Origin of the sequence: Pseudomonas borbori, assembly GCF_900115555.1 — a bacterium.
GTDB lineage: Bacteria > Pseudomonadota > Gammaproteobacteria > Pseudomonadales > Pseudomonadaceae > Aquipseudomonas > Aquipseudomonas borbori.
Window position 1 is genome coordinate 45,250 of sequence record NZ_FOWX01000019.1, and the last position, 12,352, is coordinate 57,601.

The following is a 12,352-nucleotide window of genomic DNA, read 5'->3' on the forward strand; positions in this document are numbered from 1 at the left end:
TGGGCAGTGCTTGTTATTGTTGTTGTTTCAGAGATACAGCATGAGCCGTGCCAGTTTTTTTGAATCCTTTTAAAACAAAGGCTTAGGGTGATTTATGGGTGAGCGTTCGCCATGAAAAAGCCATGCGTTCGTTACCATAAGCCCCGGACTTTGTTACGAGGTGTTGAATCGGTAACAGCGAGGGGAACCTTGTGCCCGGCAATCTGTCACCTTGCCTCGCCCGCCGACCCGCGCAGGCTTCGCAAGCTCAGCACCTAGCTGCATCGAAACCTGTAGCCCGGATGCAATCCGGGAGCGGTTCTGTCGGCGATGAATGTCCCCGGATTGCATCCGGGCTACAAAAAATGCTGTTCACTTGGCTTAAGTGAACAGCATTGGGCTTGAACCGACATTTCATGGTTGACGCGACACTAGTCGGCGGTCGCGCCGGTCTTGCGCCGTGGAATGCCCAGACGCTGACGGCGTTCCCACAGGCATTTGCGGCTGATGCCGAGTTTGCGTGCCAGTTCGGTTTCGGTCATGTGATCCTGATGTTCGAGGACGAAGTGCTGGAAATAGTCTTCCAGCGACAGATCCTCGGTCGGCTCGAGGCTGGTGCTGCTGGCCTGTGCCGCCAGGCCGGGGAAGTCGTCGTCATCCAGGTCGTCCAGTTCGATGTCGATGCCCAGCAGCTCAGCCGAGATAGCCGTGTTTTCGCAGAGGATAACCGCGCGCTCGATGGCGTTCTCCAGTTCGCGCACGTTGCCCGGCCAGGCGTAATGCCGAATGGCCTGTTCGGCATCCGCGGCGAAATGCAGGCCGTCGCGACCCATGCGTGTGCATTGACGCAGGAGGAAGGCGCGGGCGATTTCGCTCACGTCGCTGCCGCGCTCGCGCAGTGCCGGCAGTTTCAGGGCGATGACATGCAGACGGTAGTAGAGGTCTTCGCGGAACTGGCCGACCTTGGCCAGGCTCTTCAGGTCGCGGTGGGTCGCCGCGATCAGCCGTACATCGACTTTTTGCGACTGTACCGAGCCGACCCGGCGAATTTCGCCTTCCTGCAGCACGCGCAGCAGGCGGGCCTGGGCTTCCAGCGGCAGCTCGCCGATCTCGTCGAGGAACAGGGTGCCGCCATCGGCGGCCTCGACCAGACCGGCGCGGCCGGCGCTGGCGCCGGTGAAGGCGCCTTTCTCGTGGCCGAACAGTTCGGACTCGATCAGGCTTTCCGGGATGGCCGCGCAGTTCACCGAAATCAGCGGTGCCTTGGCGCGCCTGGACAGGTTGTGCAGGGCGCGCGCAACCAGTTCCTTGCCGGTGCCGGACTCGCCCTGGATCAGTACATTGGAGTCGGTCGGCGCGACCTTGCGGATCTTGCTGTACAGCTCCTGCATGGCCGGGCAGGAGCCGATGATGCCGATCTCGCCATTGCTGTTGTCGACGGTTTTTTCGCTGCCGCGGCCCGTTGTGCTGGCGGGTGTACTCGGCGCCTGTCGGACCTCCTGGCGTTCGCGCAGGATGCGCGACACGGCCTGCAGCATCTCGTCATGGTCGAAGGGTTTGGCGATGTAATCGACCGCGCCCATCTTCATCGAGTCGACGGCAGAACGCAGGCTGGCGTAGCTGGTCATGATCAGCACCGGTTTGCCTTGGGCGAGCTTGATCAGTTCGGTGCCCGGTGCGCCGGGCAGGCGCAGGTCGCTGACGACCAGGTCGAAGCCGGGAATGCTGAAGCGTTCTTGCGCCTCCTGCACCGAGCCGGCTTCGCTGACCTGGTACTGGTTGCGTTCGAGCAGGCGGCGCAGGGCGGAGCGGATAATGGTTTCGTCTTCGACGATCAGAATATGGGGCATTAATTCGGTCTCTCGACGGTCTCAGGTCGCTGGTTCAATTCGCTTTGGACGTCGCTTCGACATGCCGCGGCAGCGTCACCCGGATGCGGGTGCCGCGTTGGTGCTCGGGGTCAGCCGGGCTGTCGATTATTATTTGGCCATAATGCTCTTCCACGATGGAATAGACCAGCGCGAGGCCAAGCCCCGTGCCTTCGCCTGGGTCTTTGGTGGTGAAGAAAGGTTCGAACAAGCGATCGATGATCGCCTTGGGAATACCGCTGCCTTCATCTTCCACGATCAGGTCGACGGTGTGTTCCGACGCTTCGGTTCTGACCCGGATCGCGGCGCCGGGCGGCGAGGCGTCGCGGGCGTTGGACAGCAGGTTGATCAATACCTGGGCGAGACGCTGCGGGTCGCCGTCCACCCAGTGATCGGCGTCGCACAGATTGAAGAACTCCACTTCGACGCTGCGTCTATTGAGTGACAGCAGGCCGATGGCGTCTTGCGCCACCTGGGCCAGGCACACCGGTTCGTCGGCCTGTTGGTGACCGCCCGAATGGGCGAAGCTCATCAGCGAGTGGAGGATGCGCGAGACCCGCTTGGTCTGCTCGAGAATCTGCGCGCTGATCTCGATCAACTCGCCATCGCCTTCGCGTTCTTCGCGCAGGTTCTGCGCCAGGCAGGCAATGCCGGTAATCGGATTGCCGATCTCGTGGGCCACCCCGGCAGCCAGGCGACCGATACTGGCCAGGCGCTCGGAGTGCACCAGCTTGTCTTCCAGGTACTGGGTTTCGGTGAGGTCCTCCACCAGCAGGACCAGGCCGCTGTTACCCGGGGTCAGTGGCTCGTCGATTGCCGCCTTGTGCAGGTTGAGCCAGCGGGTCTGGCCGTCTAGGCCCAGGCGCTGCTTGTGCAGGTGCTGGTCGGGCAGCTCGATGAAGTGCTGCAGCAGTTCGCGCCAGGGTTCGCCGAGCGCCGACAGACGCGAGCCGACGATGCGATGCGCGGGAATCTCGGTGAGCTCCTCCATGGCCTTGTTCCACATCAGGATCTCCTGGTCCTTGGCCAGTGAGCAGACGCCCATCGGCAGCTCCTGCAGGGTCTGGCGGTGGTAACGGCGCAGTGCGTCGAGCTCCGCGGCCAGACCGGTGAGGCGCGAGTGGTAATCCTCCAGGCGGTTCTCGATGAAGTGGATGTCCTCGGTGACGAAGGTTTCGCTGCCGGCCTTGTAAGGCAGAAATGTCTCGGCTATGTCCTGGGCCACGCTCGGCCCCATCAAACCGGAGAGGTTGGCTTCGATGCGGTCGCGCAGGCGGCGCAGGGCATAGGGGCGGCTTTCGTCGAAGGGCAGGTGCAGATCGCGCAGGGCCTGCTCGACCTCGCGCTGGGCGGTCTTGGCGCCGAGCGGTTTGGCCAGCTGGGTGGCGAATTCCTGCGGCGACTGGGCCAGCAGTTCGCGCCGTTGCGGGCGCCGCACGTTGTCCACGGCGCAGGCTTCGGCGGCACTCTTCTCCTCGGGGCTGGCCTCGGTAAACAGCGAGATCAGGGTGAACACCAGCACGTTGGCCGCCAGCGAGGCGATGGCCGCGAAATGCCAGCTACTGTCGTCCAGCACATAGATCAGGTTGAGTGCGGGGATGTAGAAGCCTTGCAGGTTGCCGAGCATCGGCAGCAGCATGCCCACTGCCCAGACGCCGATGCCTGCCAGCAGGCCGGCGATATAACCGCGGCGGTTGGCTGTCGGCCAGTACAGTACCGAGAGCACGCCGGGGAGGAACTGCAGGGTGGCGACGAAGGCGACGATGCCCAGGTTGGCCAGATTATGCTCGGCACCCAGCAGCAGATAGAAACCGTAACCGGCCATGATGATGGCGACGATCAGCGCGCGCCGGGTCCACTTCAGCCAGCGGTAGATATTGCCTTCGGTGGGGGGCTGATAGAGCGGCAACACCACGTGGTTGAGCACCATGCCGGACAGCGCCAGGGTGGTGACGATGATCAGGCCGCTGGACGCCGACAGTCCCCCGACATAGGCGATCAGCGCCAGGGTCTGGTTGTTGACTGCGATGCCCAGGCCGAGGGTGAAGTATTCCGGGTTGGTGGTGACGCCCAGCTTGAGGCCGGCCCAGAGAATCAGGGGCACCGCCAGGCTCATCAACAGCAGGAACAAGGGCAGGCCCCAACTGGCGCTGACCATTGCCCGCGGGTTGAGGTTTTCGGTAAAGGTCATGTGGTACATGTGCGGCATGACGATGGCCGAGGCGAAGAACACCAGCAGCAGGGTGCGCCAGGGGCCTTCCTGCAGTGGCGTATGCAGGCTGGCCAGGGCCGCCTGGTTCTGCACCAGCCAGCGTTCCAGATCCTGCGGCCCATCGAATACGCCATACAGCGCATAGATGCCGATGATACCGATGGCGGTCAGTTTGACCACCGACTCGAAGGCGATGGCGAATACCAGGCCTTCGTGCTTCTCGCGGGTGGCGATATGGCGGGCGCCGAACAGGATGGTGAAGAGGATGATCAGCCCGCAGTAGGCCAGCGCCACCCGTTCCTTCACCGGTTCGCGGGTGAGGATGCCGATGGAGTCGGCCACCGCCTGGAACTGCAGAGCGAGCAAGGGCAGCACGCCGATCAGCATGAATACGGTGGTCAGGGCGCCGGCCCAGGTGCTGCGAAAGCGGAAGGCGAACAGATCGGCCAGCGACGATAGCTGGTAAGTGCGGGTAATGCGCAGGATCGGATAGAGCAGCACCGGCGCCAGCAGGAAGGCCCCGGACACCCCGAGGTAACTGGCGAGAAAACCGTAGCCGTACTGGTAGGCCAGGCCCACCGTGCCGTAGAACGCCCAGGCGCTGGCATAGACGCCAAGCGACAGGGTGTAGGTCAGCGGGTGGCGAATGATCGCGCGCGGGATCAGGCCGTGTTCGCTGACCCAGGCCACGCCGAACAGCACCAGCAGGTAGGCGGCGCTGATCAGAATCAGCTGGCTAAGGCTAAAGCTCGTCAGCATCACGTTAACTCTGCGAATAAAGATATAAGGGCAGTCACCGGGGGCTTTCGCCGGTACGGATCAGAGTTCATCGGCATCAGGCTGGCTCTGCGAAGAATGATAAGGGGCGGTCACCAGGTTTCGCCGCCATGCCTCAGAGCTCATCGGCATCATGCTGACTCTGCGAAGAATGATAAAGGGCGGTCACCGGGGGCTTTCGCCGGTACGAATCAGAGCTCATCGGCATCACGCTGGCTCTGCGAAGAATGATAAAGGGTGGTCACCAGGTTTCCCCGCCATGCCTCAGAGCTCATCGGCATCATGCTGACTCTGCAGGATAAAGGTCACCACGATCAGGATCAGCCAGAGCGAGTAGGGCCGGTACCAGGCGCCGCTGGGGTCGATCCACCAGTCCATGATCGCCGGGGAGAACAGGTAGATCCCCACTACCAGGATCAGAACCAATCGATAGATATACATGCCGCATCTCTTTTCGTGAGTGGCGCGATGGTAACGGATGCGCGCCGGCCTGCGTAGGTCGAGGCCGCCTGTCTGGGCAAGATTGCTGCCGGCGTTCAAGGGGTACAGGGGCTGTGCGCAGCTTGCGCTGATGAACCGCTGGGGTAATATCTTGTCCATTGCAGTGGCTGGCGCCAGCGAGAATCCTCGTTGCCCTTCATACACACTGCTTATGCCCGCCAAGGAAAGGCCACTATGTCACCCAAAGAACAGCAGCTCAGCGAACTCCTCGCCCTCAACTCGCGCAGCCTCACCCACCTGACCGCCGCGATAACCACCCTGTCATTCGACCTGATGCGCAGCGCCGACCCCAGCGTGCGTGGTGCCGGTTCACGGATGATCGTCAGGCTGGAAGCGGTCAGCAAGGAGCTCGATCAGCAGTGGGCGCTGATCAGCGAACTGACCGGTGTGGTGCAGCCGGCGCGTGACGATGCCGTGGTGGAAGTCCAGCTGCATTCTGCGAGCTAGGGTCTGTTGCCGTTTCAGCGCAAGCCGCGTTGCCGCGAAAAATCTCGCCAGGCTAGGCGTAGGACGCCGGTAATGGTTGTTCCCTTGCCAAGTCCTGCAACAACGCATGGCGAGATTTTCCGCGCAACCCGCAGGGCCGGGCCTGTTTTAGCGCGATGTGGCGTTTCTCGACGCTCATTTGGAACGACCAAACTTCGCGTCTCGTGCCTTGCCTCGCGCTAAAACAGGCTCCGGCGCGGTCGCGATGAAACGGCAACAGACCCTAATCGCCGAAGCCAGGTTCGCGCTCCACCCATTTTGGCGCGGCGCTCGGCTGCCAGTCACGCAACAGCTGTAGCAGTTCATGCGGCGATTCGCCGAGTTGCAGCATGGCGCGGTGCTGGGAACGCACGAAAGCTTCGCTGACCAGATGGTCGAGGAATTCGCCGAGCCTGCTGTAGAACCCGCCCGCATCGAGCAGGCCGAGCGGCTTGCGGTGATAGCCGAGTTGCCCCCAGGTCCACACCTCGAACAGCTCCTCCAGGGTGCCGAGCCCGCCGGGCAAGGCGATGAAGGCGTCGCTGAGCTCGGCCATGCGGGCCTTGCGCGCATGCATGCCGTCGACCACTTCCAGGCGGGTCAGGCCTGGGTGGCCGATTTCGGCGCGCTCCAGGCTCTGCGGGATGATGCCGATGACCTCGCCGCCCGCGGCCAGAGCCGCATCTGCCACCACTCCCATCAGACCGACCGCGCCGCCACCGTAAATCAGACGCAGCCCTTGCTCGGCGAGATGACGGCCGAGGTTTTCCGCCGCCTGGCGATAGAGCGGCCGAGCGCCGGGGCTGGCGCCGCAGAACACGCAAATTGAACGCAAGGTCATGCTCGCTTCCTGACTGCCGAGGGGCTCACAGAGTAACCAGTCTGCGGTCGTCTACCAAGCGCTCATGCTGCCACTGGCGCCAGCGGCATAGGCGGCGAGCAGGCTGCGTAACAGGTCATCCGGGGGCATGGGTTCCCTCCTGTTGCCTGACGTTCAGGCTACAACCCAGGTGCCGTTCGAGCGGGTTGATTGTGTCGATGAGGGCGATAGCGTCGGGCTGGCCTGGCAAGTGGATAAGTATGCGATCGAGTTGCCCACAAAGACTGTGGAACGAGCTGTGGATAAGATGGGTGTAGGCTCGCGCAGGCCTAGTTGTGCGGTTGTTCGGGCTGTCTGTGTGTTTTTTGATCAGCCCTGTTTTTATCGATAAAACAAGTGCTTGGGAAACTTATTCAGGGCTTGCGGGTAAAGGTGGGAAGTTGTCCACGACTATTGTGGGTAGGCCTGTGGGTAACTCTGTATGCCTGGCTGAATGCCTTGGCAGTCGTGGCTTTGCGTGGCTTGATCGGTTTTTGATCGATTCATCCGGGCGCTCGGCAAGGGCATGTCGACTCGCTTCAGGTCAAGGAATAATCCTGTTATTTCAAGGATTTGTTTGGCGTATCCGGTGCTCTCGGAATAGTTATCCAGTGCAGCTGTGGAACGATCTGTGGATAAGCTGAGCGCGCTTGTGCCCAGACCACAGAAGACTAAGCGTGGCCGTAATTGCTGGTTTTTTGTGCAATTGCAGCATCGGTTGCCGATCCGGCGCGCCGATTTGTGTCGCGCGCAATCGGGGCGCGGACCCTGTCCGCTATCGCCCCGGGTCGGGCCTCCTACGGGGTGCTGTGCTGCCTGGCTATCTGGACAGGCCCGCATCTGGATCACGCCGAGGGTTATCCAGGCTTGGCGCTGCTGTTGTGGGAGGGCCGCCCCGGCGCGATGCTTGTGCTGGCGGAGGGGACTCTGTCCGCTATCGCCCCGGGTCGGGCCTGCTGCGAGGTGTTGTGCTACCTGGCTATCGGCGGTCCTGCGGCAGGACCTCCTGCCGGCTGTCCTTCACCTCGCCGAGCAGCGGTGGCGGATTGTTGCTCGGCAGGGCGAAGGCGCTGCTGGCGAGCAGGCTCAGAAGCAGGCTGATAACGAATGGGCTTTTCATGATCGGCTCCTCCAGGTGGGGTTCAATGGCTACAGGAGGCAATACTAGGGACTTGGCCGTTAATAAGAAGTTGAACGACCTGATAGTGGCCATCGATCCTGGTGATTATGGCGTCGGCGCCGCGCCAGCCGTGTTTTCGCCGGCTTTAGCCTATGGTTGGCCGCACATTGCGCGCATGCCAACGTGACTGGTGGCAGCCGATCCACAGGTTTCAAACAGGGAAGATGAGTGATGTCGAATAGTGCTGCGCCACGTTATCCCCTGGTATTGGTGCCGGGCTTGCTCGGCTTCATTCGTTTGCTCGGTTATTCCTATTGGTTCGGCATCGTCTCGGCGCTCCGTCGCCAGGGCGCCCGGGTCTTCCCGGTGCTGGTGTCTCCGGTGCATTCCAGCGAGGTGCGTGGCGAGCAACTGCTCGAGCGCATCGCCCAGATCCTCGAGCAAACCGGCGCCGCCAAGGTGCACCTGGTCGGCCATAGCCAGGGCGCGCTGAGCGCGCGTTACGCCGCGGCTTTGCGGCCGGAATGGGTCGCGTCGGTGACCTCGGTGGCCGGGCCCAATCATGGCTCGGAGCTGGCCGACTATCTCCAGCGCAAGGCCCCCCACGGCAGCCTGCGCGAGCGCGTGCTGGCGCTGCTGTTGCGCGCCGTGGCGTTCTGCATGGCCTGGCTGGAGACCGGCTACACGGGCCCGCGCCTGCCCATCGATGTCGCCGCCGCCCAGCAATCGCTGACCACCGAGGGCGTCGCCGCCTTCAACCGGCGATTCCCCCAAGGCCTGCCGGATACCTGGGGCGGCGAGGGCGCCGCCGAGGTCGATGGCGTGCGCTATTACTCCTGGTCCGGCACCTTGCAGCCCGGCATCACCGATCGTGGCGGCAACCGCTTCGACGGGCCGAACCGGGCCTGCCGCCTGTTCGCCCGCACCTTTCAGCGCGAAGCCGGGCAGTGCGACGGCATGGTCGGGCGCTACAGCTCGCACCTGGGGACGGTGATCGGCGATGACTTTGCGCTCGACCACTTCGACATCGTCAACCAGAGCTTCGGCCTGGTCGGCAAGGGCGCCGATCCCGTGGGCCTGTTCGTCGAGCATGCCCGGCGCCTGCACGCCGCCGGGTTGTAGCGCGCGGCCCATGCGTGCGCCAGTGCAAGGCGGGCCGCCAGAGGCCGGCTGCTGGCACATCGCCGGCTCCAAGTTGGTTTTATCCAATGTTCAACTAGAGTTTCGGAATAGCCAATATTTCGTGGGTCTGTTGCATGCCTAAGGTCATACGGGGGTTCGTGCGAGCGGTGGACGCGATGAACCGGGTCATCGGTCGCTTCGCCATGTACCTGATCTTCGCCATGATTGGCGTTCTGCTCTATTCCTCCATCAGCAAGACCTTCGCCGATCCGGCGCTCTGGACCCTGGAAACCGCCCAGTTCCTGATGGTCGCCTACTTCCTGCTGGGCGGTGGCTATTCCATGCAACTGGATGCCCATGTGCGCATGGACCTGTTCTATAGCCGCTGGTCGCCACGCACCAGTGCGACCATGGATGCGCTCACCATCGGCTTCCTGATTTTCTACCTGGTCTTTCTCCTCTACGGCGGCGTTTCCTCGACGCTCTATGCCCTCGAGTATGGCGAGACCAGCTACTCGTCCTGGTCGCCGCCCATGGCGCCGATCAAGATCATCATGACCGTCGGCGTCGCCTTGATGCTGCTGCAGGCGATCGCCACCTTCTTCAAGGACCTCGCCAGCGCACGCGGGGAGACGCTGTAATGAGTTACGAACTCATCGCGCTGCTGATGTTCTCCACCATGATGTTGCTGCTGCTCACCGGTAAGCGGGTGTTCGGTGCCATCGGCTTCGTCGCGGTGGCCGCGGCCCTGTGGCTGTGGGGTGATGGCGGCTCGGAGGTCGCCTTCAGTGCGGCCATGAAGCTGATGAAGTGGTACCCGCTGCTGACCCTGCCGTTGTTCGTCTACATGGGCTACATGCTCTCCGAGTCCGGCTTGGCCGAAGACCTCTACCGCATGTTCCACGTCTGGATGGGGCCGCTGCATGGCGGCCTGGCCATCGGTACCATCGCCCTGATGGTGGCAATCTCGGCGATGAACGGCCTGAGCGTCGCCGGCATGGCGATCGGCGCCAGCATCGCCCTGCCCGAGTTGCTCCGGCGTGGCTACGACAAGATCATGGTCACCGGGGTGATCCAGGCCGGCAGTTCGCTGGGCATCCTCATCCCGCCCAGCGTGGTGCTGGTGCTGTACGGCATGATCGCCCGCCAGCCGGTGGGCCAACTGTGGCTGGCCGGGGTCTTTCCCGGGCTGATGATGGCGACCCTGTTCGTCCTCTACATCGTCATCCGTTGCCGCCTGAACCCTGCGCTCGGGCCGGCCCTGCCCGAGGAGGAGCGCCAGCAGATCAACTGGAGCGAGAAACTGCGCCTGCTCAAGGCCGGCATCGCGCCCTTGTTCATCTTCTTCTCCATGACCGGCCTGTTCCTGATGGGCATCACCAGCCTGGTGGAAAGCTCGGCGGTGGGCGCCACGGCCGCCACCCTGGTGGCCCTGGTCAAGCGCCGGCTGAACGCCAGGGTGTTCGAGGAAACCCTGCGCAAGACCCTGGGCATCAGCTGCATGTTCATGTGGATCATCCTCGCCGCCCTGTGCTTCGGCGCGGTGTTCGACGGCCTCGGCGCGGTCAGGGCCATCGAGACCTTCTTCGTCGACCGCCTGGACCTGGGCCCCTGGCAGATCCTGATCATGATGCAGCTGTCGTTCATCTTGATGGGCATGTTCCTCGACGACACCGCCATGCTGGTGATAGTCGCGCCGCTCTATGTGCCGCTGGTCGGCGCCCTCGGTTTCGACCTGATCTGGTACGGCGTGCTCTACACCATCACCTGCCAGATCGCCTACATGACCCCGCCCTTCGGCTACAACCTGTTCCTCATGCGCGCCATGGCGCCGCCGGAGGTGTCGCTGCGCGACATCTACGTCTCGGTCACGCCCTTCGTGCTGGTCATGCTTCTGGCCCTGGTGCTGGTGATGGTGTTTCCGCAGATCGCCCTGTGGCTGCCGCAGTGGCACTACGCACGTTGAACCCAAGAATTCAGGAACGGCAGTACATGACGATTGGATCGCAGAACTACCCAGCCACCCATGAGGATCGAGTTGCCCACCTGAAAACGCTGCACCGACCTGGCCGGGTCGCAGTGGTGCGAAAAGCCTGTCGGACCAAGTCCGGCAGGCTTCTGTTGGATGCATGACATCTGAATCGACACTATTGGAGATAACAGCATGAGTACGAGACGCAGCTTCCTCAAGACCGCGGCGGTCACCACCGGTGCGGTGGGCGCCACGGCCCTGGGCTCGGCGCACATCTATGCCCAGGAACCGAAGAAAATCACCTGGCGCCTGCAGACCTATGCCGGTCCGGCCCTCGGCGAGCACGTGATCAAACCCTCCATCGATGCCTTCAACCAGGCGGCCAACGGCCAGATGGAGATCCAGCTGTATTACGCCGACCAACTGGTGCCGACCGGCGAACTGTTCCGCGCCATGCAGCGCGGCACCATCGACGCGGTGCAGAGCGACGACGACTCGATCGCCGCGCCGGTGGACGTCTCGGTGTTCGGCGGCTACTTCCCCTTTGCCACCCGCTACAGCCTGGACGTGCCGGTGCTGTTCGAGAAGTACGGCCTGCGGCAGATCTGGGAGGAGGCCTACGGCGAGGTCAAGGGCGTTACCTGGCTCGGCGCCGGCGCCTGGGACCCCTGCCATTTCGCCACGGTCGAGCCGATCAGGAGTCTGGCCGATCTCAAGGGCAAGCGCATCTTCACCTTCCCCACCGCCGGCAAGTTCCTCTCCCGTTTCGGCGTGATCCCGGTGACCCTGCCCTGGGAAGACGTCGAGGTGGCGGTGCAGACCGGCGAACTGGACGGCATCACCTGGTCGGGCATCACCGAGGACTACACCGTCGGCTGGGCCAACGTCACCAAGTACTTCCTCACCAACAACATCTCCGGCGCCTGGATCGGCTCCTACTTCGCCAACTCGGACAAGTGGGCCGAAGTGCCCGAGCACCTCAAGACCCTGTTCAAACTGTGCATGGACAGCTCCCACTACTACCGCCAGCACTGGTACTGGGGTGGCGAGGCGCAGTTGCGGGTCGAGGGCGGCAAGCTGCAGCTGACCACCATCCCCGACGCTGAGTGGGCCACGGTCGAGGCCGAGGCGCAGAAGTTCTGGGACGAGATCGCCAAGACCAGCCCGCGTACGGCCAAGGTGGTGGAGATCTTCAAGAAGTACAACGCCCTGATGGCCAAGGCCGGCCCGCCCTATCGCTACTCCTGACGGAGAGGGGGCAGGCCGGCGTGCCCATGCCACGGCTGCGGGTCCGCGCCGTGGCCCTGGGTCGATTTCGCCGAAGTTGCTCGGGCCTCAAGCCAGCGGCAGGTTCCCGGACCCACGTCGGCAGGGGCGACGCGTGCCCGCGCCATGCCCCCGGTTCTGTAGGGCCGGCGGGGGCGCCTAGCTGGGGGCGCCTAGCTGGGGACGCCCAGTCCCATGGCCGCGAAATATC

10 protein-coding genes are annotated in these 12,352 nt (G+C 63.2%); 5 read left to right on the forward strand and 5 right to left on the reverse strand.

Annotated features, from left to right (window positions below; translation table 11 throughout):
- Nucleotides 1–410: 410 nt before the first annotated feature.
- The 3 genes from BM315_RS14870 to BM315_RS14880 all read right to left on the reverse strand — a co-directional run bounded on the left by BM315_RS14870 (nucleotide 411) and on the right by BM315_RS14880 (nucleotide 5,277).
- The gene (locus BM315_RS14870) at nucleotides 411–1,829 is read right to left on the reverse strand and encodes a sigma-54-dependent transcriptional regulator (RefSeq protein WP_090502330.1); all 1,419 of its coding nucleotides are present in this window, start codon (nucleotides 1,827–1,829) and stop codon (nucleotides 411–413) included.
- Between the two features lie 34 nt (nucleotides 1,830–1,863).
- The gene (locus BM315_RS14875) at nucleotides 1,864–4,818 is read right to left on the reverse strand and encodes a sensor histidine kinase (RefSeq protein WP_090502332.1); all 2,955 of its coding nucleotides are present in this window, start codon (nucleotides 4,816–4,818) and stop codon (nucleotides 1,864–1,866) included.
- 282 nt (nucleotides 4,819–5,100) lie between these two features.
- Nucleotides 5,101–5,277: a hypothetical protein gene (locus tag BM315_RS14880; protein WP_090502334.1), complete on the reverse strand. Its 177-nt coding sequence runs from the start codon at nucleotides 5,275–5,277 to the stop codon at nucleotides 5,101–5,103.
- Nucleotides 5,278–5,511: 234 nt separating this feature from the next.
- Between BM315_RS14880 and BM315_RS14885 the strand changes: the two genes are divergently transcribed.
- Nucleotides 5,512–5,784 (forward strand): hypothetical protein, encoded by a 273-nt coding sequence (locus BM315_RS14885; RefSeq protein WP_090502337.1) that lies wholly within the window; start codon nucleotides 5,512–5,514, stop codon nucleotides 5,782–5,784.
- Between the two features lie 262 nt (nucleotides 5,785–6,046).
- On the opposite strand, the gene BM315_RS14890 is transcribed toward BM315_RS14885, so the two are convergent.
- Nucleotides 6,047–6,643 (reverse strand): cytokinin riboside 5'-monophosphate phosphoribohydrolase, encoded by a 597-nt coding sequence (locus BM315_RS14890; protein ID WP_090502339.1) that lies wholly within the window; start codon nucleotides 6,641–6,643, stop codon nucleotides 6,047–6,049.
- 997 nt (nucleotides 6,644–7,640) lie between these two features.
- Entirely contained in the window at nucleotides 7,641–7,781 is a 141-nt protein-coding gene (locus BM315_RS24685; protein WP_170862227.1) for a hypothetical protein, read from the reverse strand.
- A gap of 231 nt (nucleotides 7,782–8,012) precedes the next feature.
- Here BM315_RS24685 and BM315_RS14895 point away from each other — a divergent pair, with 231 nt between their 5' ends.
- The 4 genes from BM315_RS14895 (at nucleotide 8,013) to dctP (ending at nucleotide 12,123) form a co-directional block, all read left to right on the forward strand.
- Nucleotides 8,013–8,903, forward strand: a complete 891-nt coding sequence (locus tag BM315_RS14895; RefSeq protein WP_090502341.1) for an esterase/lipase family protein — start codon at nucleotides 8,013–8,015, stop codon at nucleotides 8,901–8,903.
- 134 nt (nucleotides 8,904–9,037) lie between these two features.
- Nucleotides 9,038–9,544, forward strand: coding sequence for a TRAP transporter small permease subunit (locus BM315_RS14900; RefSeq protein WP_090502343.1), 507 nt, complete (start codon nucleotides 9,038–9,040; stop codon nucleotides 9,542–9,544).
- A complete protein-coding gene (locus BM315_RS14905; RefSeq protein WP_090502345.1) occupies nucleotides 9,544–10,869 on the forward strand; it encodes a TRAP transporter large permease in 1,326 nt (441 codons plus the stop codon). Before BM315_RS14900 ends, BM315_RS14905 begins: the two co-directional genes overlap by 1 nt.
- Before the next feature lie 198 nt (nucleotides 10,870–11,067).
- Entirely contained in the window at nucleotides 11,068–12,123 is a 1,056-nt protein-coding gene (gene dctP, locus BM315_RS14910; RefSeq protein WP_090502347.1) for a TRAP transporter substrate-binding protein DctP, read from the forward strand.
- The last annotated feature ends 229 nt before the right edge of the window (nucleotides 12,124–12,352 follow it).